The following is a 25945-nucleotide window of genomic DNA, read 5'->3' on the forward strand; positions in this document are numbered from 1 at the left end:
TATGCCACTACGTTTTGCCATTTTCCTGTTGCTTTTTGCGCCCAATGTTTTAATAGCGCAACACATAAAAGTTTTAGACAAACTTACCAACGAACCCATTTTTGGTGTTGCCATTTACAATACCAACAAAAGCAAAAGCGTTATTAGCAATCTGGATGGCGAGGCTAATTTAGATTTGTTTTCAAACACCGAAACCATATATTTTAAACACCTTACCCACCATTTAAAAAAACTTACAAAATCTCAAATCAATTCATTAAACATAGTGTATTTAGATGCCAACACCCAGGGTTTGCAAGAAATTGTTATTTCGGCATCAAAATTCGAACAGAACAAAAAAGACATTCCCCAAAAAATAATTAATCTAAACTCAAAAAGCATACAGTTTACAAATCCACAAACCAGTGCAGATTTACTGGAAACCACAGGGCAAGTTTATATTCAAAAAAGCCAATTGGGAGGCGGCAGCCCGATGATTCGTGGTTTTTCTACAAACAGGCTCTTGATTTCGGTTGATGGCGTAAGAATGAACAACGCCATTTTTAGAGGCGGAAACCTGCACAATGTTATTGCCATAGACCCGTTTGCCATTCAGAATACCGAAGTTACCTTAGGCTCTGGTTCGGTTATCTATGGTAGCGATGCCATTGGTGGCGTTATGAGTTTTTATACCCTAAAACCTAAACTATCTAAAACTGACACGCTTTTATTTAAAGCCAACGCTATTGTTAGATATGCCACTGCTAACCAAGAAAATACAGCCCATATCGATTTTAACTTGGGCTACAATAAATGGGCGTTTTTAACCAATGTAAGCTACACCAGCTTTAACGATTTAAGAATGGGAAGCCATGGCCCCAAAAACTATTTAAGACCAGAATTTGCATTGGCAACCGGTAATGGCGATATTATTGTACAAAACAGCAATCCCTTAAAGCAAAAACATTCGGGCTACAATCAAATAAACATGATGCAAAAAGTGCATTATCAGCCTTACGAAAACTTAAGCTTCGATTTAGGTTTGCATTATACAACCACATCTGATATACCACGGTACGACCGATTGATTCGATACAACAATGCTGCCTTACGTTCTGCCGAATGGAATTATGGGCCACAGCAGTGGTTTATGTCTAATTTTCAAGCCACCAAACTTAGTAGTCGCTCTAATTTATACAATAAAATAAAAGCGACCTTGGCCTACCAGAATTTTAAGGAAAGCAGAACAAACAGAGATTTTAATTCCGATATAAGAAATATAAGAGAAGAAAACGTTGATGCGTATTCGCTTAATTTGGATTTTGAAAAAAACCTAAGCTCGAAAACCCAGCTGTTTTACGGGCTGGAATATGTTTACAACAAAGTGATGTCTCATGGAAAAGAAGAGAACATAGCCAACAACACAAGTTTTGCAACCGTGTCCAGATACCCAAACGGTTCTAGTTGGCAATCAGCAGCTATATATTCGAGCATTAAATACAAACCCAATACAAAATTTGTTTTCCAATCGGGATTGCGATTTAACCATATTGTATCGAAAGCCAGTTTTAATGCCAATAACGCATATTTAAACTTACCCTTTGAGTCTTCTGAAAACAAAGCGGGCGCCCTTACGGGAACCGCAGGGATTAGTTGGTCGCCAAACCCTGTTTTACAGTGGAAACTAAACGCATCATCGGCATTTAGAGCGCCAAACATTGACGACATTGGCAAGGTATTCGACTCGGAACCGGGAGCGGTGGTTGTACCCAACCAAAACCTAAAACCAGAATATGCCTATGGTGGCGAGTTAGGTTTAAAACTGAGTTTTGGCGATAATTTTATATTGGATCTGAGTACCTATTATACGTATTTGGACCATGCCTTGGTACGGCGCGATTATAACTTAAATGGCGAAACACAGATTATGTACGATGGCGAGCTAAGCAATGTGCAAGCCATACAAAACGCATCTAAAGCATGGATTTACGGTTTTGAAGTAGGCCTTAACATAAGCCTTAGCAAAACGCTAAAACTAACCTCGCAATACAGCATTATTGGTGGCACCGAAGAAAAAGAAAATATTGAAGTCCCCATTCGCCATGTCGCACCAAGTTTTGGAAACTCCCATTTAGTTTGGAGTTATAAAGATTTAATAATCGATGTATTTGCCAATTACAACAATGAATTGTCGTTTAATCAATTGGCACCATCTGAAATCGGGAAAGATTATATTTATGCCATAGACAAAAATGGCAAGCCTTACGCACCATCTTGGAGTACGTTAAACCTTAGAACCCAATACCAATTAAACAACTCTACAACACTAACCGCTAGTTTAGAAAACATTGCAGATAAGCGGTATAAAACTTATTCTTCGGGCATTGCGGCAGCGGGCAGAAATTTTATTTTGTCGCTAAAATATAGTTTGTAAAGTTTAAAAAAAGGCTTGTTCTAGCTGCCTTTAAAATCCTTATAAATCGCCATGAAAATTTAGCAAACCATTTTGGTTAAATATAATTCGAAGCATTACGCTAAAAGTTTGTTTTGCCTAAAAAAAACCAATCCCAAAAAAGTAAAACGTTTTTTTGGGATTGGTTTTTAACATGCTTTAAATCAACTAACTTAATCTGTAATAATCAGTTTTTTTATAAACGCTTTGTTTTCTGTCTGTATTTCCACAAAATACAAGCCTGATTTGCATTGAGAAATATCAATGCTATGAGCTCCTTTATCCTGTAAAACCAATTTACTTAACACATTGTAAACCAAAACCCTACCTATATCTTACCCATTGGGTTTAATGTGCAGCACATTATTCGCCGGATTGGGGTAAATGCCTATTGAGTTGCTTACTGTTAATTGGTTAACACCTAAAGTTGTGTCTTGAACATTACCCGTTAGTGTAGCATTTGCTGTGGTTAAATTGCCACCACAGCCACCTTCTGTAACAGTTGTATTTTCTACCCAAGCACCTAAGTTTAAACTAGGCGGATTAGGAGTGGAGGCTTCAGAGTTTGTAAAAATTAAAAATGGCGTTGAAAAACTTCCGTTCCCATCATCGGCAATAAATTCCCAACGGCTTTCGGCACTGTTCCAAGATAATCTAAACTCACAAGCACCAACACCGTCACAAGGTTGGTCTCCATTTATGGGAATAGTTTCAAATATGTTTCTTCCTGTGGCATCTGTACCGATTTCAGTAAAGATAAAATCTTGATTATTAAACGATGGGTGGCAGCCATTAAATGTAATTTGAGCAAAACTTGACGAGGTAAAACCTATTAAAAAAACTATTTTTATATATATTTTCATAGCTAAACAGTTTAATTTCTTGATGGATAAATACCTTGAAGTGCAATAATATAGTTTATTACCTGCACGGGCTGCACATTGTTAACCGGTTGGTTTTGGCCCTGAGAACCAATCATGCCCGAGCTCATGGTTGTATTTGCAGTAGCGTTAGAGTATTCTTTATCCAGCACTTTTGTCCCTGCTGGTAAATTACCTGTTGGTACAGATTGGTTTCCGTCGTCTGCAACAGCATTTACCGAATGCGAATGCGAGGGCATTTGGCTAACATTAAGGGTGTTTGTTTCGGTACCAAATTTTTCACCTAATCTTCTATTTGTTAGTCCGGGACCATTACCAGCATGCATGGGCACCCTACCTCGTAAATCTGGCAATGCAAAAGTTGTAACCCCATCGCCTCCGTAGGCAGTTCCTAAAACTGAAAACAGTGTACTATATTGGCTTATTGGTAAAAGTTGCCCATCACAAAGCGCCCAACCTCTTGGAGCATAATTGCCAGCAAACATTGAGATTTGACCAACTAAAGGATCTATTTGTGCATGGGTAGTATTACTAAAACTTAAGCATAGCAATAGTGATAAAAGTGTAATTGTTTTTTTCATAACTCGTGATTTTAAAAATAATGAAGGTTAATAATCTAATAAATATATAACAAAAAAAGCCGAAGATTGCTCTTCGGCTTTTGTGCGGGCGGAGAGACTCGAACTCTCACACCTCGCGGCACTAGATCCTAAGTCTGGTATATATTGCACCAATAAAACATAAATCATCTCATTTTCAATGATTTATGTTAACAATCATTTTATTTAAAGTCATTTAATATCAGTTGATTTCAATATTTGTTGTACCTATGTTGTACCCAGATTACCTAATAAATTAGTAACTTTATGACGGTTTTCATACCAAATGTTGTACCTGATTTGACTTTCGGACTCAAAACAGGTATACAATGTCAACAAGTGCAAAAATTATTCTTCGTAAAAAGCCTAATTCGAAAGGCCTATATCCGCTTGCTATTAGGATAACTAAAGACCGTCGTTCAACATATAAACACATAGGTCATTATATTGAATTAGAGGACTGGGACACAAAAAATCTTAAAGTAAAGAAATCACATCCTAACGCGGAAAGCTTAAACAATCTATTGACTTCAAAACTTTCAGAAGCTAGAAAAGGTTTAATCGTTTTACAGACCAACAATAAGGATGCTACGGTACGTCAAATTAAAAAAGAAATTTATAAGCCAACTTCTAAACTCACTTTCTTTGATTTTGCAGACGAACATCTTGAAGCCCTTGTGGCAGAAAATAAAATCAATCGTCATTCAACGGATTCTGCTTGGCTCAGTTATATTGAAAAATATTGCAAAGCCAGGCAACTTACTTTTCAAGAAATAGATGAACGCTTCCTCAAAAAGTTTAAAATCTACCTTAAGGGCTCTTGTTTAATTACTGAAACTACTGCTATGAATGTTATGGTTTTGATTCGATTACTCTTTAATCGGGCAATAAAGGACAAGGTAATAAGTAAGGAACTTTATCCGTTCGGTACAGGCAAATTTAAAATCAAGTTTCCCGAAACTACCAAAACAGGACTAACTGGCAAAGAAATACAAGCCCTTGAAAATGTATCTGAACTCTCCGAAATGGAAGAACATTCGCTAAATGTTTGGCTTTTTAGTTTCTATTTTGCCGGAATGCGTGTGTCTGACGTTTTGTTTACAAGGTGGTCCCAAATTTATGATGGCAGATTACATTATAGAATGGGAAAGAACTCCAAGTTGCTATCATTGAAAATACCAAGTAAGGTTGAAAAAATCTTATTAGAATACATTTCGGATAGAAAAAGTAATGATGATTTTGTGTTCCCAGAAATGAAAAAAGCAGATTTAACCGATGCAAAGGATATTTATAGAAAAAAGAAGGTGGCAAATAAAAAGTTCAACGACCATCTAAAGAAAATTACGAAAAGAGCCGGCATTCAAAAAAAGGTAACGATGCATATTGCTCGTCATTCGTTTGGCAATATTGCCGCAGATAATATTCATCCCCTAATGCTTCAAAAGTTGTATCGTCATACAGATTTAAAAACTACCATTAACTATCAAGCCAACTTTATTCACAAAGATGCCGATGACGCTTTGGATAGTGTGGTCAATTTTTAATTTCACTCCATTATATAATTATATTTTTTGAGCTGACAACCCTAGCTAAAGTGCCTGTTTAATGATAATTAATGGTTCGTTCAAAAGTTCATTTGCAAAATTAAAATATTGTTAATCCCAATAAAAATTGTTAAAATTTTATACCTTTGCATTATCAATGAAGCAAATTTTTCATAAAATATCATCCTTTTTGATGGCTATTGTAATGCTTTTTTCTACAATGTCATTTACTGTTGATATGCATTATTGTGGAGATAATTTAGTTGAAACTGCCATATTCCACAAAGCAAAAGGTTGCGGTATGGAAATGGAAAACCCTTCAACTGAAGGATGTTCTGTTAAGGTAAAAGATTGTTGTTCTGACGAACAGTTGATAGTTGATGGTCAAGATGAATTAAACATATCTTTTGACACACTATCTTTTGACCAACAATTATTTGTTGCTTCATTTGTTTACACTTATATCAACCTTTTTGAAAGTTTAGATAAAAAGGTTGTCTCCTACGAAGAATATAGGCCTCCTCTCGTTGTCAGGCAAATCTACAAGCTAGACGAGACATATTTAATTTGATTTTTAAGCAATAGACTTTTTTATCCAGTGGATGTTTTCCATTAGGATAATCCTTTGTATTCGGTGTTTTCTTAACGCCATTGTCTAATTGTTTAATTATCAAGCTAATGCTAAACAAAAGCATAAAATTTCTAATAGAAAACAAACTTGTTGCAGTATTACTACTCGTTCTATTCATAGGATGGGGAATAGTAAATGCACCTTTTAATTGGGATACTGGTTTTTTACCATCCAATCCTGTAGCTGTGGATGCCATACCCGATATTGGTGAAAATCAGCAAATCGTTTTTACTAAATGGGATGGTCGTTCTCCACAGGATATAGAGGACCAAATAACGTACCCATTAACAACATCGCTTCTAGGTATCCCAGGAGTGAAAACCATCCGTAGCTCGTCAATGTTCGGGTTTTCGAGCATCTATATCATCTTTGAAGAGGATATAGAGTTCTATTGGAGTCGTAGCCGTATTCTCGAAAAGCTAAATTCATTGCCGAGTGGATTACTTCCAGAGGGAGTTAACCCAGCTTTGGGGCCAGATGCAACGGGCTTGGGACAAATATTTTGGTACACACTAGAAGGTCGTGACGAAAATGGAAAAGTTACTGGTGGATGGGATTTACACGAATTAAGAAGCATTCAAGACTACTACGTAAAATATGCTTTGTCGTCCGCAAGTGGCGTGTCAGAAGTAGCATCTATCGGTGGTTATGTTCAGGAATACCAAGTAGATGTTAATCCAGAATTGATGCGTCAATATAATATTGGCTTACATCACGTTGTAAAAGCCGTAAAAGAAAGTAATAAAGATATTGGTGCTCAGACCTTAGAAATAAATAAGGCCGAATACTTGGTACGTGGCTTGGGTTATGTCAAGTCTATTGCTGATATAGAAAATGCCGTCGTCACATCAGAAGATTACACAGCAATTAAAATAAAAGATATTGGTAAAGTGTCTTTAGGTCCAGCAACTCGTAGAGGAATATTAGACAAAGAAGGTGCGGAAGTTGTAGGAGCAGTTGTAGTAGCTCGATATGGTGCAAATCCGATGGAAGTCATTAATAATGTTAAAGAAAAAATAAATGAATTAAGTCCTGGATTACCGTCGAAAGTATTGAGTGATGGAAGAACCTCGCAAGTAACCATTGTACCTTTTTATGATAGAACAGAACTTATACAAGAAACACTTGGAACACTTAACGAAGCACTGACTTTAGAAATACTAATTACCATTTTGGTAATCATTATTATGGTATTTAATCTTCGTGCTTCGGTTCTAATATCCGGGCTTCTACCTGTAGCAGTTCTAATGGTATTTATTGCGATGAAACTCTTTGGAGTTGATGCGAACATTGTTGCATTATCAGGTATTGCTATAGCAATTGGCACAATGGTAGATGTTGGTGTTATACTCTCCGAAAATATTATAAGGCACTTGGATGAAAATAATGAAAAAGCACCAATAAACACAGTAGTTTATAATGCTACTGCCGAAGTATCTGGAGCAATTGTAACAGCAGTAATGACCACTATTATTAGTTTTATTCCTGTATTTACAATGATTGGTGCGGAAGGAAAATTATTTAGACCGTTGGCATTTACAAAAACATTTGCTTTAACGGCATCCATCATTGTGGCGTTGTTTCTAATTCCACCATTTGCGGCGTTCTTATTTAGAAAAAAGAGTATAAAAAAGACATCTGGTTATATAATCAATGGTCTTTTGGTAGCTCTCGGTATTGTTGCAATAATCTTTGGTTATTGGCTAGGACTAATTCTAATTGCATTTGGAGTTACTACCCTACTAAAAATGCAGGATAAAATAACAGAAAAACGAGCCAATCTTTTAAATATTGGAGTTTCTGCATTAGCAATAGTTTTTCTTTTAGCAGAATATTGGCGACCACTAGGTGTAGATAGAAGCATTTTTTGGAATCTCATTTTTGTTGGACTTATTTGTTTTGGGTTATTAGGAGCATTCACTGTATTTAGAAACTATTACACACGAATCTTAAGATGGGCTTTAGCTAATAAATTACTATTCCTATCTATTCCAACCCTTATCGTCGTAGCTGGTTTTTCCATTATGAAAAATACAGGAAAAGAATTTATGCCATCACTAAATGAGGGTTCATTCCTACTGATGCCAACTTCTATGCCCCACGCAGGAGTTGAAGAAAACAAACGAATTTTACAACAGTTGGATATGGCTGTAGCCAGTATTCCAGAAATCAAAACCGTTGTTGGTAAGTCAGGTAGAACAGAATCAGCTTTAGACCCTGCTCCTTTATCAATGTATGAAAATGTTATTCAGTACAAACCAGAATATGCATTGAATGAAGAAGGAAATCGTCAACGCTATAAAGTAAATGATGATGGATTATTTGAATTGAAGGACGGACGATTTATTGCAAATCCTAATAATTCTGAAAACGTTGCTTTCAGTACATTCGACAGCTCACAATTAATCGAAGATAGCAATGGCGAATTCTACCGAAACTGGCGACCAGAAATAAATTCTCCTGACGATATATGGAAAGAAATAGTAAAAGTAACCAAGCTACCAGGTGTAACTTCAGCACCTAAATTGCAACCGATTGAAACCCGATTGGTAATGCTTCAAACAGGAATGCGTGCTCCTATGGGAATTAAAGTAAAAGGGCAAGATTTAAAGCAAATTGAAGCTTTTGGAATTCAATTAGAAGATATTTTAAAGCAAGCTGAAGGCGTTAAAGTCGAAGCTGTTTTTGCAGACAGGATAGTTGGAAAACCTTATTTATTAATTGATATACATAGGGAAAAACTGGCTCGTTATGGTATATCTATAGATGATGTTCAAAATGTGCTGAAAGTTGCTGTAGGCGGAATGGTGTTAACGCAAACGGTTGAAGGTCGTGAACGATATGGAGTTCGTGTACGCTACCCAAGAGAATTGCGAGCCAACCCGAACGATTTAAAACAAATTTACGTACCTGTCGAAAAAGGAAGCCCCGTTCCATTGAGCGAATTGGCATCCATTCGATACGAACAAGGTCCGCAAGTCATAAAAAGTGAAGACACCTTTTTAGTGGGCTACGTACTGTTCGACAAATTAGATGGTTTTGCAGAAGTTAATGTGGTTGAAAATGCCCAAGCTCTAATTCAAGAAAAGATAGATTCTGGGGAATTAATTGTACCTAAAGGTATTAATTACCAATTCACGGGTACGTATGAAAATCAATTACGGGCAGAGGCAACATTATCCGTGGTAGTACCTTTAGCCTTACTCATTATCTTCTTGATTTTATATTTCCAGTTCCGTTCGGTAGCCACTTCATTAATGGTTTTTACAGGAATTGCCGTAGCGTTTGCAGGAGGTTTTGTAATGATTTGGTTGTATGGACAAGATTGGTTTTTAAACTTCAATTTTTTCGGAGAGAATTTACGAGACCTATTTCAAATGCATACGATTAATTTAAGTGTTGCTGTTTGGGTTGGTTTCATCGCCTTATTTGGTATAGCAACAGATGATGGTGTGGTTATGGCAACCTATTTAACCCAAACCTTTGATAGAAATACACCTGAAACAAAACAGGAAATAAGAGCATCTGTTGTTGAAGCTGGAGAAAAACGTATTCGTCCTTGCCTGATGACCACAGCTACCACCATATTGGCATTATTGCCAATTTTAACATCAACTGGTCGAGGAAGTGATATTATGATTCCTATGGCAATACCAAGTTTTGGAGGTATGGTCATCGCTCTAATCACATTATTTGTTGTTCCTGTTCTATATAGTTGGAAACAAGAAGTACAACTTAAAAAAATAGCGAAATGAAGAAAATAATTTTAATAGCGATTGGGCTTTTAACATTTGGTTTTTCAAATGCCCAACAATTGGAAACTCTCATTGAGGAGGCATTGAAAAACAGTCCCGAAATTCAAAAATTTGAATTGCAATATAGTATTGTTTCTGAAAAAGTAAATGAAGTAAACACGATTCCAAATACTGAATTTGGAGTTGGATACTTTGTTAGTGAACCGGAGACAAGAACAGGGGCTCAACGCTTTAAAGTATCAGCAAAACAAATGTTACCCTGGTTTGGTTCGATAACTGCTAGGGAAAACTATGTGAACTCATTGGCCGATGCCAAATATGAGGACATTGTTATTGCCAAAAGAAAATTAATCGCTACCGTATCGCAATCCTACTACAATTTGTATGCGAACAAAGCAAAGCAAAAGGTATTAGTGCAAAATATTGAATTGCTCGAAACCTATGAGACTTTGGCATTGACTTCTGTAGAAGTTGGCAAAGCTTCAGCTGTGGACGTATTGCGATTACAAATGCGTCAAAATGAGTTGGAACAATTAAAGGAAGTATTAGCTCAACAATATTTGGCAGAACAAACGGCTCTCAATAAACTTTTGAACCGTGATAAGGATATTGCTGTGAATGTAGTTCAAGAATTAACCATTCCTTCTGAAACCACTTTGATAAATACAGAAAACTTATCCCTGCATCCAGAATTGATAAAATATGACAAACTCTACCAATCTGTTGAGCAGTCAGAATTATTGAATCAAAAAGAAAGCCTTCCTATGATTGGTTTTGGTTTGGATTATGTCAACGTTGACAAGCGACCTAATATGAATTTTAGTGATAACGGAAAAGACATTGTAATGCCAATGGTATCAGTATCAATTCCAATTTTCAACAAAAAATACAAATCTCAAACCAAGCAGAATGAGTTTAAACAGCAGGAAATAACTGCACAGAAACAAGAACGATTGAACAAATTGGAAACTGTATTAGATAAAGCCGTAAACGATAGAATCTCAGCAAGAATAAGCAATGAGACTCAATTGAAGAATTTGGAGCAAGCCAATGATGCTGAAGAAATTTTAATCAAAAGCTATGAAACTGGAACAATTGATTTTAACGATGTTCTGGACATTCAGGAACTACAATTAAAGTTCCAAATGAACCAAATAGAATCGGTGAAAACCTTCTATGTTCAAACAACAATAATCAATTACTTAAGTAACTAAAAACAAGTATAATTTAAAATTAATAACAATGAAAAAAGTAAGATTAACAACAATTATGGTAATGGCATTTATAAGCATATCGGCTATGTCTTGTAAAGATGCGAAAACAGAAAACAGTACCAATTCTGAAATGAGTACTGAGGAAGACCATTCAAAAATGAACCACGATAATTCCGATGGTCACCACGATGTGGATAAAAAGGAAATGGCAATGAACGGAGATGGAAATTCTCAAACAATATTAAATGACTATTTCAACTTAAAGGATGCCTTGGTGGCAGATGATAATGCCAAAGCTAAAGAATTGGGTGCAACCCTCGCAACATCATTAGGAAAGCTTGACATTTCAAAATATACGGATGCCCAGCAATCAGAATTAAAGGACATTATGGAAGATGCTATCGAGCACGCGGAACATATCAGTGAAAGTGATATTAAACACCAACGCGAGCATTTTAAAGTTTTGAGCAAGGATGTTACTGATATGATAGCTATCACGGGAACACAAGTGAAAATATACGAACAATTTTGCCCAATGTATGATGGCGGTACAGCTTGGTTGAGTACAAAGGAAGAAGTACGCAACCCATATTATGGAAGCCAGATGTTGAAATGTGGTAAAGTACAGCGAGAAATTAACTAAATGAAAATTGTAAAAATCATAGCACTGATTTTATTGGCTGGATTTGTGGGTATTCAGTTTGTGCCCACAGACCTCAATCAAAGTGATACTGTGCCAAAAACTGACTTCTTGTTGGTAAACAACACCCAAGAAAGCATAAGCGCACTATTACAAGAGTCCTGCTATGATTGTCATAGTAATAACACAGAATACCCTTGGTATAATAAGGTACAACCTGTTGCTTGGTTTTTAGAAGACCATATTAATGAAGGAAAGGAAGAATTGAATTTCAATGAATGGGATGCGTATTCCAACCGAAGAAAAAACAGCAAACTAAAGTCAATAATTAGTCAGGTTAAAGATGATGAGATGCCACTAGCATCTTACACCTTGATTCACAAGGATGCTAAGTTGTCCAATTCTGAAAAGACCTTGATTATTGATTATATGAAGAACCTAAAAGAAAAATTAAAATAAAGCCCTGATATGGGAAGGAAATACTGGTTGGTTAATAGCCCTTCCCATTTCAGGCACTATAAAAAGTATTATGAAACAAACCCTTAACATAAAGAATATGGTATGTGACAGATGCAAATCAACTGTATTACGGGAGTTGGAAGCATTGGGTTGTGACATAAAAACGGTTGAGCTTGGACAAATTGTTCTAAACAAAAAGACAGGCATCCAAACATTAGAATTAGAAAAAGTGCTGAGCAAACACGGTTTTGAAATCATAAAGGATGAAACAGAAATATTGATAGAGGAAATAAAAATTGCGCTCATAAAAAAAATCGAAAATCAGGACAATGCAAACCTTTCATCTTTTTTGACCAAAAGGTTTAATAATTCTTATTCGGCTTTAAGCAAACTGTTCAGCAAAACTGAAGGTGTAACGATTGAAAAATATGAAATCAATTTAAAGATTGAAAAGGTAAAAGAACTGATACAGTTGAGGCAATTAAATTTTTCTGAAATAGCCTACAGCTTGAATTACAATAATAGTAGCCATTTGGCAAGACAGTTTAAAAATGTAACAGGAATGTCAATGACGACATTTAAAAATCTACAAAAATGGAACAGAAAATCCATAGACCAAATTGTGTAAGGATTATCCAGAATTGTACAAATGAAGGTGCGTTGCAGAAATTAATTTTGTGTAATAATCATTAAAAAAAATGAACAATGACACATACATATAACATAACAGGAATGACCTGCGGAGGCTGTAAAGCATCCGTAGAAAAATATTTGGGTAATGTGGACAACGTTACCAACGTTTCTGTTAACCTTGAAAAAGCCGAAGCTGAAGTTACAATGAGTAGCCACGTTGCTACGGAAGCCCTTAAAAAAGCGTTACCTGAAAAATATACTCTTTCAGAAAAGGATAACAAAAACGTTTTTCAGATGACATCCCAATCCTTGGATGCCACTGAGCAAAAATCAAAACTGCAACAATTACAGCCCTTGTTGCTCATCCTTTTTTACATTGCAACTGCGAGTATTTTGTTGCATTATAAGAATTGGGATGGTAATGCCGTAATGCTGGATTTTATGGGTTTGTTTTTCATAGTGTTCAGTTTCTTCAAGATGCTCGATTTAAAGAATTTCCCAGAATCCTTCAGAATGTATGACCCATTGGCAAAACGGGTTTCAATATATGGCTGGATATATCCATTCATCGAAACTGTTCTCGGGCTGATGTTCTTAATGCGTTTTGAAATTGAAATTGCTCTTATAGCCACACTTATAATATTAAGTATTACAACGATTGGTGTTACTAAAACGCTTCTGGATAAAAAATCAATTCGTTGTGCTTGTCTCGGAACGGCGCTAAAATTGCCAATGACTGAAGCCACATTTATAGAAAATGCCATTATGATTGTGATGGCGATTGTAATGTTAACCCAAATTATATAAAAGATGAAATCACATACACTTTGGATGATATTAGGTTGTGTACTTCCGTTGCTACTCATTTTTATTGCACCAAGTATAGGAATGGGCGAAAACGTTTCCTTGTTCATTTTTATAATTCTAATGTTCGGATGTCATCTGTTAATGCCGCATCACAAGCATAATCACGATAAAGAAAACAACAATAAACCACAATTATGAAAACAATCAACATCAAAAAATTAGGATTGGCCACAGGCCTAACTGGAGCATTGCTCTATTTGGGTTGTATGGTGGTAATGTTTACGGTTGGCCGTGAAGGGTCTGTAAAATTCTTCAATAGCCTACTGCACGGACTGGATGTATCGACTGTAATTAGGATGGATATTCCACTTTGGGAAGCTTGTCTAGGAATTGTTCAAACGTTCATTTTGGGTTGGTTAATCGGTGCCTGTATTGCATCGCTTTATAATTGGCAAATAAAGAAATAAGATGAAAAATATATTAGTACCCACGGATTTTTCAGATAACTGCAATAAAGCAGCAGAATTGGCTATAGAAATGGCGGCACTTTTTAATGCAGAAATCCATTTTTTGCATCAAATAAGTACAGTAGTTAACTGGACAAAATTAACCAAGACCCAGGAGCAAAACTACCCTGATACCCTTGCAGCAATTGGCATAGCTAAAAGTAAATTGAGGGCTTTGGACAAAGAAGCTGAAGGTAAAGGTTTAAAGTCAAGGACGTTTTTAGAATTTATTACTGACGAAGATGCAATTGTAGCCCATTCTCACAACTTTAATCACGATTTCATTATTACCGGAAGTAAAGGCATACAAAATGGGTTTTTAAAGAAATTGTTAGGAAGCAATGCCCAAAAAATCATTCGGAAAGCAAGAGTACCAATTTTGGTTGTAAAAGAAGATACAGTAGCCTTTCCTTTTAAGGATATCGTATTTGTGTCTGATTTTAAGGAAGATATATCCAATGCCTTTATTGAGTTAAAAAGCATAGCCAAAAAGTGTAATGCCAAAATCCATTTGTTGAACATTAACACCACATCAGATTTTAATAGTGTTGAAAATGGATTGCAACCCATCAAAGAGTTTTTAACGCACTTCCCAAAATTGGAAAACTATGCAATGCACGTCTATAATGAATCTACCGTATTAGGTGGTATTGAAAAATTTGAAGGTTCAAATAATGTGGATTTAATAGCAATGTATACCCATAGTAGAAAAGGATTTGCAAGTGTCTTTTCAAAGAGTATTGCTGAGAGTGTTACTAATCATTCAAAAAAACCTGTAATGACAGTACATCTTTAAAATGGAAAAAGCAATCAATATCATAAAGTATTCAGGCGAGGTTCAAGCATTCAATATCGAAAAGCTAAAACGCTCTTTAAGGCATTCCAAAGCAAGTGAAAAACTTGTGCAAGAAATCGCCCAAGAAGTTCAGGAGCAATTAACTGAAGGAATGACAACCAAACGGATTTATGAAATAGCTTATAAGATGTTGAAACGCAAATCAAAATCAGGTTCTGCTAGATACAAACTCAAAAAAGCCATTATGGAATTTGGTCCAACTGGCTATCCTTTTGAGAAATATATTGGTAAAATCCTCGAATATGAAGGCTTCAATACAGATGTAGGTGTCGTTATGCAAGGTCATTGTGTAACCCACGAAGTAGATGTAGCTGCTTTGAAAGCTAACGAACATTATTTAGTGGAATGTAAGTTCCATAGCGACCAAGGTAGAAATTGCAATGTAAAAATACCTCTTTACATACAGTCCAGGTTTAAGGATTTAGAAACTCAATGGTTAAAGCAAAATGACCATTCACTAAAATTTCATAAAGGCTGGGTTTATACCAATACAAGGTTCTCAACCGATGCTATACAATTTGGCGAATGTTCAGGGCTTGGATTAGTAAGTTGGGATTATCCCGAAAAAAACAGCCTTAAAAGTAAAATTGATGGTTCAAGATTGTACCCGATTACGGCTTTACCTTCCTTAAGTAAGCAGGAAAAACAAAAGATACTAAACAAAGGCATTGTGCTTTGTAGAGAGGTTTGCGATAATCCAAAACTATTGGATGATTTGGGTATGGCATCATCCAAAAAGAAAAACATTCTTAAAGAAGCTAATGAATTATGTAACCATTAAAACAAAATGAAAAGCAATAAAATCATAAAAACAAATTGGTGTGTTATTACTGGCGGTCCAAGTACTGGCAAAACTACCACTATCAATATGCTTGCCGAACGAGGATATGAAACCACCATTGAACACGCAAGGCATTATATAGATACAATGCGTGTAAAGGGACAGACTGTTGAAGAATTGCGAAGTAATAAACGAGAGTTTCAACTTGGTGTTTTAGATATGCAAATCGAGCAGGAAGCATCGATAAACCCTAAAGATTTAGTTTTTTTGGACAGGGCAATCCCTGATGCATTGGCGTACTATCGGTTTTTAAAATTAGAAGTTGACGAAATTTTAAAAGAAGCAATGCGTAAAGTGAATTACAAAAAGGTTTTTGTTCTAGACAAACTGCCTTTAATCAACGACTATGCTCGATTGGAAAGTGAAAACGACCAAAATCAAATACACAATCTTATAACTGAAGTGTATGAATCATTACCGTTTCCAGTAGTACACGTCCCTGTATTACCACCATTGAAACGAGTGAATTTTATATTGAACAGCATTAAAAACAATTAAAATGGAACATCACGAACACCATAACCACGAAAACCATTCCAAGGAGAAAGTAGAAATGGACCATAGTAAAATGGACCATTCTGGTCATAATCCTGCTCACGGAGAAATGGGTCACGACCATCACAAAATGATGATAGAAGATTTTAAGCGAAGATTTTGGGTGTCCACAATTTTGACGATACCGATTCTTCTATTATCGCCAATGATACAGAATTGGTTAGGAGTGGACTGGAATTTCACAGGCAGTAATTATGTACTGTTCGCTTTATCGAGTATTGTTTACTTCTACGGTGGATGGCCATTTTTAAAAGGTTTGGTGAGTGAGTTAAAGAAGAAGTCAGCAGGAATGATGACACTTATTGCCGTAGCAATTTCGGCAGCATATTTTTATAGTGTTGCGGTCATTTTTGGGTTCGAGGGCAAAACGTTTTTTTGGGAATTAGCAACACTTATTGACGTAATGCTAATTGGTCATTGGCTAGAAATGCGTTCTATTTTGGGTGCAAGTAAAGCCTTAGAAGCATTGGCAGCATTAATGCCTAATGAAGCTAATTTGGTAGATGGTAGCCAAACTCGAAAAGTAAAAATAAGCGAACTAAACGAAGGAGATATCATCCTTATCAAACCAGGAGAAAAAGTACCAGCTGATGGAATAATTGTAGACGGAAAAAGTGACCTTAATGAAAGTATGCTTACTGGTGAAAGTAAGCCTGTAAGCAAAAGTGTTGATGAAGAAGTAATTGGTGGTGCTATTAATGGCAATGGGGTCATTAAAGTAAAAGTAAAAGGTATTGGAGAGGAAACCTATTTATCCAAAGTGATAAATATGGTTCAGACGGCTCAAAAGCAAAAGTCTAAAACACAACGTTTAGCAGACGTAGCTGCAAAATGGCTTACTGTAATTGCATTAGTATTAGGTTTTGGTACATTCTTTACGTGGTTGGCTTTAGGAGAAACAGTATCATTTGCCTTAGAACGTATGGTAACTGTTATGGTTATCTGTTGTCCACACGCTTTAGGTCTGGCTGTACCTCTAGTAGCTGCTATATCTACTAGTATTTCGGCAAAAAATGGATTATTGATTCGTAATAGAACAGCTTTTGAAGCATCTCGCAAAATATCGACCATAGTATTCGACAAAACTGGAACACTTACCAAGGGTTCACACGAAGTAGTACGTATTGTTCCATTATCATCAGACTACGATAAAACAGAACTCTTAAAGTATGCGACGGCTGTTGAAAGCCCTTCCGAACATCATATTTCCAAAGGTTTAAGAAGAAAGGCAAAAGAAGAAAATATTAAGATTCCTTCTGTAACCGATTTCAAGTACAACGCAGGCGTTGGTGTTAGTGGAACGGTCAATGGGAAGAAAGTACAGGCAGGTGGTTATGTGCTAATGGAACAATTGAACAAGAGTGTTGCTGAAGATAAATACGAGGGCATTGAAACCAAAATCTTTACCATAGTAGATGATGAAGTGATAGGCTTTGTAACCTTCGCAGATGAAATCAGGGAGAGTTCTTATGAAGCTATCAAAATCCTCCAAAAAAACAATATAAAAGTGTCTTTACTTACTGGCGATAATGAGAGAGTAGCAAAAGATGTAGCTGATAAATTAGGACTTGATGATTATATGGCTGAAGTATTACCAGACCAGAAACAAGACAAAATAATAGAATTGCAAGCAATGGACGAATTTGTGGCAATGACAGGTGACGGTGTAAACGATGCACCTGCTTTAGCACAGGCAGATGTAGGTATTGCCATTGGTTCAGGAACAGATGTAGCGGCCGAAACTGCGGATATAGTACTAGTGGACAGCAACCCAAAAGACATTGCCAACTTGATATTATTTGGTAAGGCCACCTATCGCAAAATGGTTCAGAATCTGGTTTGGGCAACAGGTTACAATATTGTGGCTTTGCCCTTAGCAACGGGGTTCATTCCTGGACTTATGATAAGCCCAGCATTTGGAGCTGCACTAATGAGTATCAGTACTATAATCTGTGCTATAAATGCACAATTATTAAAAGGAAACCTTAAGACAAAAACGACATAATGAAAAAACTAACCTTATTAATTGCAATAGCACTTCTAATAGTGAGTTGCAAAAACGAAAAGACAACTTCTGAAGAACAAAAGCACAATCATAATGTTTCAACTGAAAAAGTTGAACAATCAAAAAAGAAGCCTTTAAGTCCTCATACCGAAACGATGGCAATGATTGGTGATGCACATATTCACATAGACTATTCATCACCTGGAGTTAGAGATAGAATAATTTTCGGCGGTTTATTGGCATACGACCAAGTATGGCAAGCAGGAGCACATATGGCAACTTGGATAGAGACCAATAAGGACTTACGAATTAAAGGTAAAACACTTCCTGCTGGTAAGTATGGATTCTTTACAATTCCTTCAAAAGATGAGTGGACAATCATATTTAATTCTAATTGGGAGCAGCACGGTAAAGATGAATATGATGAAAAAGATGATGTTATTAGGTTTAAAGTAAAACCTACTTTTTCTGAAGAAATAAAGGAACATTTAGAATACAAAGTCGATAAAGTTGATGACGCCGAAGGGAAAATAAATTTGTCTTGGGAAAAAGTTTCAATTGACTTCAATTTTAAAGTAGAACAATAGATGGTAAATAGGCACACAGCACAAAAAATTAGAAAAGTACACCGCTATTTGGGTCTCTTTTTAGGGATTCAATTCCTGTTTTGGACAATTAGTGGAATGTATTTCAGCTGGACAAATATCGATGATATACACGGTGACCACTTTAAAAATTTAGAGTATCAGCCCAAAGCGTTTAACAATCTTATAAGTCCATCACTGCTTAATGTTTCAGAAGGCGTTAATACCATTGCCTTAAGAGACATTGATAACGTGCCATATTATTGGGTAAATGGCAAGCAACTTTATAATGCTATTGATGGAAGTCTAAAAAATAAAATCACAAAAGACGAGGCACTTTATATCGCTAAAAACAATATGAAAGGCGGTCTAGAGGTAAATGCTATTGAGCAAATTAATGAGGTTGACAAACATCACGAATATAGAGAAAAGCTTTTGCCAGCTTTTGTGATTTCATATAAAACAGACGAAGCTCTCAAAGCCTACGTATCAATTAAAGATGGAAAATTTCAGACCGTAAGACATCGCAGTTGGCGATGGTTTGACTTTTTATGGATGACCCACACAATGGATTACGATGGTAGGGATAATTTCAATACTACGGTCTTAAGGGCCTTCTCCCTCTTAGGGTTGATTACAGTATTAAGTGGCTTCTTATTATGGTACACATCGTCACCTTCAATTAGAAAATTATTAAAACGAAAAAAAACAAAGAAATGAAGAAATACGCAATTTACATTGGATTAGTAGTCATAGGATTACTGTTGGGGTGGTTATTTTTTGGTAACTCATCAAACAAAGAAGCAGAACATAATCACAATGAAGTGGCAGACGCCAATCAAATGTGGACCTGCTCAATGCACCCACAAATTATGCAACCTGAACCTGGTGATTGTCCTATCTGCGGGATGGATTTAATTCCCGCCGAAAGTAGTGCAGATGGTTTGTTGGCAGACCAATTCAAACTAACGGAAAATGCTATGGCTTTGGCTAATGTGCAGACATCCATAGTAGGTAATGGTAGTGTGGAAAATAACGCCATAAAGTTATCAGGAAAAATAGTTGAAAATGAAGAATCCAACGCTGTACAAGTGAGCTATTTTTCCGGAAGAATAGAACGTTTGAACGTGAGCTTTACGGGAGAAGAAATTCGTAAAGGGCAATTGTTAGCTACTATTTACTCGCCTGAATTATATGCAGCACAACAGGAGTTGATTACAGCTGCTTCCTTAAAAGAATCGCAACCAGCGTTGTACAAAGCCGTCAGAAATAAATTGAAACTCTGGAAATTATCGGAGAGTCAAATAAATAAAATTGAAACTTCTGGTGAGGTGTTAGAAAACTTTCCTGTATATGCTACGGTTTCTGGTACAGTATCAGAAAAATTAGTAGAACAAGGTGATTATATAAAGCAAGGCCAACCGCTATTAAAAATAGCGAAATTAAACACTGTTTGGGCAAATTTCGATGTCTATGAAAATCAGATTGATTTGTTCAAAAAAGGTCAAAATGTAATTATTACATCTAATGCCTATCCCAACAAAGAATTTAAAGGTAAAGTATCATTTATTGACCCAGTATTAGACACAAGAACACGAACGGTAAAATTAAGGGTGGTATTAAACAATAAAGATGACCTATTTAAACCTGGGATGTTTGTTGAGGGTAAAATTGATGGTGTTTCTTCAACCAAAGAGCAGCTACTAAATATTCCATCAACGGCAGTTTTATGGACTGGAGAACGTTCAGTAGTGTATGTAAAAAGCAGTCCTGATGAACCAATTTTTGAAATGCAAGAAGTAAAGTTGGGTAATAGCATCGGAGATAGTTATGAGGTATTAAATGGTTTGGAGAATGGTGATGAGATAGTCACTAATGGAACTTTTACTATCGATGCAGCGGCTCAATTGCAGGGTAAAAAATCAATGATGAACAAGGAAGGCGAAAAAGTAATGACCGGACACGAAGGACATTTAGGGATGCAAGAAACAACTTCAGGCGAAGATAGTAATCACTCAGAAATGAGTGAGAGGATAAAAGTCTCTGTAGATTTTCAAAATCAATTGAAAACGTTTTTTAATAATTATTTAGGTGTAAAGGATGCATTGGTAAAAGATGATTCAAAGAAAGTAGCTGACGATGCAAAGGAACTACTCAATAAATTGAATCAGATTGATATGAAATTATTGAAAGACAACAGTGCTCATAATCACTGGATGAAGTTGGAAAAAGAACTAAAATCTTCAACTAAATCTATTGCAGAAGCCTCGGATATAAAAGAACAGAGAAATCATTTTAAGCATCTATCATCACATTTGGGCAGTGCGATACAGTTATTTGGTGTCAACGAAAAGGTATACAATCAATTTTGCCCAATGGCAGATAACAACAAAGGCGCTTATTGGCTGAGCAAAGAAGAAAAAGTATTAAATCCATATTTCGGTGATGCAATGCTGACCTGCGGAGAGGTAAAACAAGTAATAGACTAATCAACCATTTAGCACAAAACTATTGTATTATGAGAACTCATATTATTTCAACAGGCGGTACGATTGAAGGTCTTGATTATGAAAACCTTAATCAAAAACAAACGACTACAGTTGCAATTGACGATATACTTTCCAACGCCCGAGTTGCATTAAAATATACTATTGAAAAAATTCTAAACAAAGATAGTCGGTTTATTAATGATGATGACAGAGAACTAATAGCCGAAAAAATAAAATCTAATGACTCAGACAAAATATTATTGACTCACGGTACTATTACAATGGTTGAAACCGCTCAGTTTTTAGGTAGGCTTGCCCTCAATAAAATAATTGTACTCACTGGCGCATTTATTTTGGGAACAAAAAAGAATACCGATGCTCCTTTCAATTTGGGGTTTGCTCTTTCTGCGCTTCAGATTCTAGAACCAGGAGTGTATATCGCTATGAACGGAGCAATTTTTAATTGGGATAATGTGAAAAAAAATAATCAGAACAATCGATTTGAAACCATATAAGGTTCGGTATGCACTATGTTTGGAACCTCGATACATTGGACAACTTTTTTCTATCTTTTATTAGATACTGTCATTGTATTGTTTACGCTATATTATTCTACTCGAAAGGATTCTAGCGGATATAAAAGATTTTTTTATCTAGGCATCCTGTTTATAACATACAATCTAACAGGTGGATTCTTACCTATTGAAAATTTTCCAGGACCTTTTATTCTTCAATATGTCATAACATATGGTGTTGCCATAGCGCTCTGTGTTTATATCGTTTACTATTTGTACAAGGAATATGATATTGTGGTTTTAAAGTATAATTCTTCTATCCGAAATTTAGCAATTTTAGTCTCGGTAAGTTTTATCATCCTCTTTTTAATTCCATACTTCTACACATCTTCCTTGAAGTCTTCAAGACTGCTTTTTACCATACCAATTTCGATAATCGCTTTTTTATTTTTAGGGATGTTTTACGAGAGGATTTCTAATCCGAGTAACCCAAATGAATATATTTTACGACGTAACAGATTATCAATGGTTAGTGTGGCCAGTATTGCTTTATTACCTGTATTGACATTTATTGGAGATTACCAATGGTTGACTTTTACAGTTATGAATGCATCTTTTTACGCAATTACTATTATTGAGATAGATAGGCATATTTATTTTTTAGAAAATAAAACTAAAATGTATGAAGTATTTGCAATGAGCAAAGAACAGGCAATCAATTCAGCCGATGTGAAAATTATTTATGAAAATTTGACAAGAAGAGAAATAGAGATTACCTTGTCAATTCTCGGTAACCTTAGTTATAAACAAATCGCCAAGGATTTATTTATTGCAGAAAGTACCGTATCCAAACACGCCTCTAACATCTACAAAAAAACGGGTGCAAAGAATAGAAGACAATTTATTTCTCGCTACCGAAAAAAGTCTAAATAGCGTTATTCCTAGCTTGACAACAATTACCGTAGGAATATACGGCTTATTCCGTATATATCTACGGAATAAAATGTCTTTCTTTCAAAATTATGTTATTACATTTCATTAGTTCTTTAGCCGCCCCTTGTCGTAAAAACTCCTACTTTTTAAAGTACCTGTTCTACGCATTTACTAACTAAAGAATTCTAACAACAACTAACCCACCGAAACTAAGAATACCCAAAATATTGTTGGGCTTAACTGTATTTATGGTTGCAAATGGATTTAGAAACGTTAGGCAAAAACCTTCTCGTAGCTTTAGACGAGATAAGGCTCGAAAATCTACCGATTTTGGAACAATCCTATCGTTCCATCGAGTTAAGTAGAAATTTGCTTACCGTTTTTAAAAGAAACATTTTGGTTAATGACTTTGAAAGTATCGAAAAAGAAATAGTCTTCTTCAAGAAAATCAAACAAATACCATTGGTCAAGCTCATATATTTTTCAGAGATTCATTCTTTCGAAATTCAATTTCCTAAAGCAGACAGAACTGCCCAGTTAAAATTTGTAAAAAAGAAGATTAACAAATTAAATCGATTTTTCCTTTATAATATTGACTTCGGCCAGTACGTAAAATCCGGGGCAACTCACTTCGATAAAGCCTACTATACCAGAGCCCATCTTAATACTTACCATATTACTACTTCCAAATTCTATTTCCAAGACCCAGATTTTTGTACACCACGAGATATGCTTTTGGGAAAGTTCAAGGCGTATATTTCTCTTATCAACTATATGGACCAAAAGAAACATTCTATTAAAAACAGATTGAACGGCAATAGCGTGAATATAAAACCTACAGAAAAAATTCCTTGGCCATTCACTAATACGGATTGGGTAGAACTTCTCTATGCATTATCCGCGAGTGGAATTGCAAAACAAAAAGGTCTAAGTATTATTAAATTATCTAAAATTTTGCAAGAGGTATTCGACTTTACCCCAAAGAAAATCTATAAAACCTATCAGGACATAAAGAATAGGAAAAATAGCCGGACATTGTTTCTTGACCAGCTAACTACTTCCCTTCTTTCGGAAATGGACAAAAGTGAGGAATAGTTATTGGTTTGTTTCTTCTTTTATTTGTTAAAATAAGACCGTACTACGGTTGACCTACGGTAATCATATTACACACCTGTTTTCCATAAATTTTGATACAATTTAAGAGTCTCTTAATTACAGAAACACTACAAAACAGCACTAAAACAAATCAAATTTCAAAATGTTAAATTTTAACCGTAGTACGGTTGTACTGGGGAATAAAATCCATTAAAGCTATTCAAATTTGTAGAACGAAAGTCAAATCAGGTCAGAGGCTATCAAATTAATTGACAACGATGCGATAGTCTCTTACTTTAAAAACCGTTCTATTATGCCGACAAGTATTATTACAACAGACGACCTTCGGGAATTCAAAATGGAATTGCTCGATGACATCAAAAAATTATTATCTAAACAAACTACTGGAAAACTCAAAAGATACCTCAAATCTTCTGAGGTTATGGATTTGCTTCAGGTAAGTCCAGGTACTTTACAAAATCTTCGAATCAATGGCACTTTGCCCTACACTAAAGTTGGTGGTATTATCTACTACGATGCCGAGGAAATACAAAATATAATGACTTCAAACCGTGTAGAGCACGGTTCAAAATCCTAAATAATGAACTATATAAAGCTACTTAATGCGGCTTTTGAAAAGTTCTATTTTGATGACCGCCTAAATCCTACCCATATCAGTCTGTATATGGCGCTGTTCCAAGAATGGAACAGTAGTCGCTTTGCAGATGAGTTTTATGTGAACCGTAGAGATTTAATGCGTTGTGCTAAAATAGGCTCAAAATCCACATACCACCGCTGCGTTACGGATTTGGACTCGTGGCTTTACTTATCCTATTTCCCATCTAACAATCCCTATAAAGGCAGTAAAATCAAGATGTCCATTATTGGTACAAGTAACGAACCAGATATGGGACGGTACAATCCCACATTAGAACAGCTTGCGGAACAGTACTATCCCATACGTGAACCAGTTGTGGGACAGCACCATCCCATAAATGGACAAGTACTGGTATCTAATACAAACAATACTAAACAAGAAAACTATATAAAACAGCCAAAAGGCAGGCAGGCGGTTATTGATTTTTTTGAAGAAAATAGTTTTGATGCAGATGAGGGGAAAAAGTTCTTTGAGCACTATGAAACTCGGAACTGGCAAACAAGCGATGGGCAAACAATTCGTGATTGGCGAGCTCTAGCCACAAATTGGATGGACAGAACAGAATTATTCGACGAAAAAAACGAATCAAACAAAAAACAAGCGTCCCAAATCAAGGACAACTTGCGAACCACTAAAAACAAAGATTATGGACAACCCCTCTAAAATTACCGAAGGTGGCGTAGAATATTCGCTAGGAAAATTTGATGGCAAAAGTATATTTTATGATTTTCCAAAAATATTAATCTATTTGAATGCTAAAGGGAAACTACTTTTTGGTGAAAAGTTCAGGATTTATGACGAAGATAGAGATATACTTCTGAAGCTCTGCTCTTACTTCATTAAGGATAAAGATAATTGCAAAAGCTTTGGTATAGATATGGATAAAGGAATCCTACTTTCCGGACCAGTTGGTTGTGGTAAAACCAGCTTAATGAAATTGCTGAGATATATTGTGCCAATGCAAAGACCTTATGAAATGATTCCTTGTAGGAACGTAACCTTTAGTTTTAACCATCTTGGTTTTAAGACCATTGAGGAATATGGTAATACTAAATTTTTCTGTTTTGATGATTTAGGTATTGAACCCGCCGGACGTTTTTATGGTAAAGACCTGAACGTAATGGGCGAAGTACTTTTATCTCGATATGAGCTATACCTTGAGACCAAACAAAAAATCAAAACCCACGCAACCACCAACCTAAATGCTGAAGAATTAGAAGAACGTTATGGCAATCGTGTTCGCAGCAGAATGCGAGAACTGTTTAATCTAATTGCCTTTGATAAAGGTGCTGGCGATAAGAGAAAGTAGAATAA

At 35.8% G+C, this 25945-nt stretch carries 27 protein-coding genes; 24 read left to right on the plus strand and 3 right to left on the minus strand.

The features are described from left to right. The first annotated feature begins 1 nt into the window (after nt 1). Entirely contained in the window at nt 2–2413 is a 2412-nt protein-coding gene (locus tag ACFSQS_RS14835) for a TonB-dependent receptor (RefSeq protein ID WP_388020738.1), read from the plus strand. Between the two features lie 191 nt (nt 2414–2604). Here the strand turns inward: ACFSQS_RS14835 and ACFSQS_RS14840 are convergent, their stop codons facing one another. Genes ACFSQS_RS14840 through ACFSQS_RS14850 form a run of 3 tightly spaced genes read right to left on the minus strand, consistent with a single transcriptional unit; the run spans nt 2605 to nt 3893 of the window. Then, nucleotides 2605–2751 carry a T9SS type A sorting domain-containing protein gene (locus ACFSQS_RS14840; protein ID WP_388020741.1) on the minus strand — a complete coding sequence of 49 codons (147 nt, stop codon included), beginning with the start codon at nt 2749–2751 and terminating at the stop codon, nt 2605–2607. Nucleotides 2752–2766: 15 nt separating this feature from the next. Then, nucleotides 2767–3294, minus strand: a complete 528-nt coding sequence (locus tag ACFSQS_RS14845; protein ID WP_388020744.1) for a T9SS C-terminal target domain-containing protein — start codon at nt 3292–3294, stop codon at nt 2767–2769. Nucleotides 3295–3305: 11 nt separating this feature from the next. Beyond that, the gene (locus ACFSQS_RS14850) at nt 3306–3893 is read right to left on the minus strand and encodes a phage tail protein (RefSeq protein WP_388020747.1); all 588 of its coding nucleotides are present in this window, start codon (nt 3891–3893) and stop codon (nt 3306–3308) included. Nucleotides 3894–4240: 347 nt separating this feature from the next. Between ACFSQS_RS14850 and ACFSQS_RS14855 the strand changes: the two genes are divergently transcribed. From ACFSQS_RS14855 to ACFSQS_RS14965, 23 genes are all read left to right on the plus strand, one after another. Beyond that, nucleotides 4241–5455 carry a site-specific integrase gene (locus ACFSQS_RS14855; RefSeq protein ID WP_246901727.1) on the plus strand — a complete coding sequence of 405 codons (1215 nt, stop codon included), beginning with the start codon at nt 4241–4243 and terminating at the stop codon, nt 5453–5455. Between the two features lie 157 nt (nt 5456–5612). Next, complete coding sequence (locus ACFSQS_RS14860; protein ID WP_388020752.1) at nt 5613–6026, plus strand: HYC_CC_PP family protein; 414 nt, start codon at nt 5613–5615, stop codon at nt 6024–6026. A 107-nt stretch (nt 6027–6133) separates the two neighbouring features. After that, nucleotides 6134–9841: an efflux RND transporter permease subunit gene (locus ACFSQS_RS14865; RefSeq protein ID WP_246901728.1), complete on the plus strand. Its 3708-nt coding sequence runs from the start codon at nt 6134–6136 to the stop codon at nt 9839–9841. Next, the gene (locus tag ACFSQS_RS14870; protein ID WP_246901729.1) at nt 9838–11055 is read left to right on the plus strand and encodes a TolC family protein; all 1218 of its coding nucleotides are present in this window, start codon (nt 9838–9840) and stop codon (nt 11053–11055) included. Before ACFSQS_RS14865 ends, ACFSQS_RS14870 begins: the two co-directional genes overlap by 4 nt. Before the next feature lie 28 nt (nt 11056–11083). Continuing rightward, nucleotides 11084–11698, plus strand: a complete 615-nt coding sequence (locus ACFSQS_RS14875) for a DUF3347 domain-containing protein (protein ID WP_388020757.1) — start codon at nt 11084–11086, stop codon at nt 11696–11698. Next, complete coding sequence (locus ACFSQS_RS14880) at nt 11699–12154, plus strand: heme-binding domain-containing protein (protein ID WP_246901731.1); 456 nt, start codon at nt 11699–11701, stop codon at nt 12152–12154. 70 nt (nt 12155–12224) lie between these two features. Then, nucleotides 12225–12782, plus strand: a complete 558-nt coding sequence (locus tag ACFSQS_RS14885) for a helix-turn-helix domain-containing protein (RefSeq protein WP_246901732.1) — start codon at nt 12225–12227, stop codon at nt 12780–12782. 77 nt (nt 12783–12859) lie between these two features. Continuing rightward, entirely contained in the window at nt 12860–13594 is a 735-nt protein-coding gene (locus ACFSQS_RS14890; protein ID WP_246901733.1) for a heavy-metal-associated domain-containing protein, read from the plus strand. A gap of 3 nt (nt 13595–13597) precedes the next feature. Then, on the plus strand, nt 13598–13792 hold the full coding sequence (locus tag ACFSQS_RS14895) for a hypothetical protein (RefSeq protein ID WP_123897393.1): 195 nt from the start codon (nt 13598–13600) through the stop codon (nt 13790–13792). Next, complete coding sequence (locus ACFSQS_RS14900) at nt 13789–14061, plus strand: DUF5676 family membrane protein (RefSeq protein ID WP_246901734.1); 273 nt, start codon at nt 13789–13791, stop codon at nt 14059–14061. The genes ACFSQS_RS14895 and ACFSQS_RS14900 overlap by 4 nt, the downstream gene beginning before the upstream one ends. Nucleotide 14062: 1 nt before the next feature. After that, complete coding sequence (locus ACFSQS_RS14905) at nt 14063–14896, plus strand: universal stress protein (protein WP_246901735.1); 834 nt, start codon at nt 14063–14065, stop codon at nt 14894–14896. Nucleotide 14897: 1 nt separating this feature from the next. Then, the gene (locus tag ACFSQS_RS14910) at nt 14898–15737 is read left to right on the plus strand and encodes an ATP cone domain-containing protein (RefSeq protein WP_246901736.1); all 840 of its coding nucleotides are present in this window, start codon (nt 14898–14900) and stop codon (nt 15735–15737) included. Between the two features lie 6 nt (nt 15738–15743). Further along, nucleotides 15744–16295, plus strand: a complete 552-nt coding sequence (locus ACFSQS_RS14915) for an AAA family ATPase (protein ID WP_246901737.1) — start codon at nt 15744–15746, stop codon at nt 16293–16295. 1 nt (nt 16296) lies between these two features. Continuing rightward, complete coding sequence (locus ACFSQS_RS14920; RefSeq protein ID WP_246901738.1) at nt 16297–18357, plus strand: copper-translocating P-type ATPase; 2061 nt, start codon at nt 16297–16299, stop codon at nt 18355–18357. Then, nucleotides 18357–18944: a DUF2911 domain-containing protein gene (locus tag ACFSQS_RS14925; RefSeq protein ID WP_246901739.1), complete on the plus strand. Its 588-nt coding sequence runs from the start codon at nt 18357–18359 to the stop codon at nt 18942–18944. The genes ACFSQS_RS14920 and ACFSQS_RS14925 overlap by 1 nt, the downstream gene beginning before the upstream one ends. After that, nucleotides 18945–19661, plus strand: coding sequence for a PepSY domain-containing protein (locus ACFSQS_RS14930; RefSeq protein WP_246901740.1), 717 nt, complete (start codon nt 18945–18947; stop codon nt 19659–19661). Further along, nucleotides 19658–21430, plus strand: coding sequence for an efflux RND transporter periplasmic adaptor subunit (locus ACFSQS_RS14935; RefSeq protein ID WP_388020768.1), 1773 nt, complete (start codon nt 19658–19660; stop codon nt 21428–21430). The genes ACFSQS_RS14930 and ACFSQS_RS14935 overlap by 4 nt, the downstream gene beginning before the upstream one ends. Nucleotides 21431–21459: 29 nt before the next feature. Next, nucleotides 21460–21945, plus strand: a complete 486-nt coding sequence (locus tag ACFSQS_RS14940; RefSeq protein WP_388020771.1) for an asparaginase domain-containing protein — start codon at nt 21460–21462, stop codon at nt 21943–21945. A 15-nt stretch (nt 21946–21960) separates the two neighbouring features. After that, entirely contained in the window at nt 21961–22878 is a 918-nt protein-coding gene (locus ACFSQS_RS14945) for a helix-turn-helix domain-containing protein (protein ID WP_246901743.1), read from the plus strand. Nucleotides 22879–23136: 258 nt separating this feature from the next. Continuing rightward, the gene (locus ACFSQS_RS14950; protein ID WP_246906183.1) at nt 23137–23973 is read left to right on the plus strand and encodes an RteC domain-containing protein; all 837 of its coding nucleotides are present in this window, start codon (nt 23137–23139) and stop codon (nt 23971–23973) included. Nucleotides 23974–24286: 313 nt separating this feature from the next. Further along, nucleotides 24287–24571: a helix-turn-helix domain-containing protein gene (locus ACFSQS_RS14955; RefSeq protein ID WP_246906187.1), complete on the plus strand. Its 285-nt coding sequence runs from the start codon at nt 24287–24289 to the stop codon at nt 24569–24571. A gap of 3 nt (nt 24572–24574) precedes the next feature. Then, nucleotides 24575–25294, plus strand: a complete 720-nt coding sequence (locus ACFSQS_RS14960; protein WP_246906190.1) for a hypothetical protein — start codon at nt 24575–24577, stop codon at nt 25292–25294. After that, on the plus strand, nt 25278–25940 hold the full coding sequence (locus tag ACFSQS_RS14965; RefSeq protein WP_246906193.1) for an ATPase: 663 nt from the start codon (nt 25278–25280) through the stop codon (nt 25938–25940). The genes ACFSQS_RS14960 and ACFSQS_RS14965 overlap by 17 nt, the downstream gene beginning before the upstream one ends. Nucleotides 25941–25945: the final 5 nt, after the last annotated feature.

Source organism: Gelatiniphilus marinus (genome assembly GCF_042684345.1).
Taxonomy (GTDB): domain Bacteria; phylum Bacteroidota; class Bacteroidia; order Flavobacteriales; family Flavobacteriaceae; genus Gelatiniphilus; species Gelatiniphilus marinus.

Coding starts and splice junctions, on each gene's coding strand:
- ACFSQS_RS14855 (WP_246901727.1), top strand. CDS start 4,241: ATGTCAACAAGTGCAAAAATTATTCTTCGTAAAAAGCCTAATTCGAAA.
- ACFSQS_RS14860 (WP_388020752.1), top strand. CDS start 5,613: ATGAAGCAAATTTTTCATAAAATATCATCCTTTTTGATGGCTATTGTA.
- ACFSQS_RS14955 (WP_246906187.1), top strand. CDS start 24,287: ATGCCGACAAGTATTATTACAACAGACGACCTTCGGGAATTCAAAATG.
- ACFSQS_RS14960 (WP_246906190.1), top strand. CDS start 24,575: ATGAACTATATAAAGCTACTTAATGCGGCTTTTGAAAAGTTCTATTTT.
- ACFSQS_RS14930 (WP_246901740.1), top strand. CDS start 18,945: ATGGTAAATAGGCACACAGCACAAAAAATTAGAAAAGTACACCGCTAT.
- ACFSQS_RS14945 (WP_246901743.1), top strand. CDS start 21,961: ATGTTTGGAACCTCGATACATTGGACAACTTTTTTCTATCTTTTATTA.
- ACFSQS_RS14850 (WP_388020747.1), bottom strand. CDS start 3,893: ATGAAAAAAACAATTACACTTTTATCACTATTGCTATGCTTAAGTTTT.
- ACFSQS_RS14925 (WP_246901739.1), top strand. CDS start 18,357: ATGAAAAAACTAACCTTATTAATTGCAATAGCACTTCTAATAGTGAGT.
- ACFSQS_RS14835 (WP_388020738.1), top strand. CDS start 2: ATGCCACTACGTTTTGCCATTTTCCTGTTGCTTTTTGCGCCCAATGTT.
- ACFSQS_RS14865 (WP_246901728.1), top strand. CDS start 6,134: ATGCTAAACAAAAGCATAAAATTTCTAATAGAAAACAAACTTGTTGCA.
- ACFSQS_RS14890 (WP_246901733.1), top strand. CDS start 12,860: ATGACACATACATATAACATAACAGGAATGACCTGCGGAGGCTGTAAA.
- ACFSQS_RS14880 (WP_246901731.1), top strand. CDS start 11,699: ATGAAAATTGTAAAAATCATAGCACTGATTTTATTGGCTGGATTTGTG.
- ACFSQS_RS14950 (WP_246906183.1), top strand. CDS start 23,137: ATGGATTTAGAAACGTTAGGCAAAAACCTTCTCGTAGCTTTAGACGAG.
- ACFSQS_RS14935 (WP_388020768.1), top strand. CDS start 19,658: ATGAAGAAATACGCAATTTACATTGGATTAGTAGTCATAGGATTACTG.
- ACFSQS_RS14915 (WP_246901737.1), top strand. CDS start 15,744: ATGAAAAGCAATAAAATCATAAAAACAAATTGGTGTGTTATTACTGGC.
- ACFSQS_RS14965 (WP_246906193.1), top strand. CDS start 25,278: ATGGACAACCCCTCTAAAATTACCGAAGGTGGCGTAGAATATTCGCTA.
- ACFSQS_RS14940 (WP_388020771.1), top strand. CDS start 21,460: ATGAGAACTCATATTATTTCAACAGGCGGTACGATTGAAGGTCTTGAT.
- ACFSQS_RS14895 (WP_123897393.1), top strand. CDS start 13,598: ATGAAATCACATACACTTTGGATGATATTAGGTTGTGTACTTCCGTTG.
- ACFSQS_RS14875 (WP_388020757.1), top strand. CDS start 11,084: ATGAAAAAAGTAAGATTAACAACAATTATGGTAATGGCATTTATAAGC.
- ACFSQS_RS14900 (WP_246901734.1), top strand. CDS start 13,789: ATGAAAACAATCAACATCAAAAAATTAGGATTGGCCACAGGCCTAACT.
- ACFSQS_RS14845 (WP_388020744.1), bottom strand. CDS start 3,294: ATGAAAATATATATAAAAATAGTTTTTTTAATAGGTTTTACCTCGTCA.
- ACFSQS_RS14910 (WP_246901736.1), top strand. CDS start 14,898: ATGGAAAAAGCAATCAATATCATAAAGTATTCAGGCGAGGTTCAAGCA.
- ACFSQS_RS14885 (WP_246901732.1), top strand. CDS start 12,225: ATGAAACAAACCCTTAACATAAAGAATATGGTATGTGACAGATGCAAA.
- ACFSQS_RS14870 (WP_246901729.1), top strand. CDS start 9,838: ATGAAGAAAATAATTTTAATAGCGATTGGGCTTTTAACATTTGGTTTT.
- ACFSQS_RS14905 (WP_246901735.1), top strand. CDS start 14,063: ATGAAAAATATATTAGTACCCACGGATTTTTCAGATAACTGCAATAAA.
- ACFSQS_RS14920 (WP_246901738.1), top strand. CDS start 16,297: ATGGAACATCACGAACACCATAACCACGAAAACCATTCCAAGGAGAAA.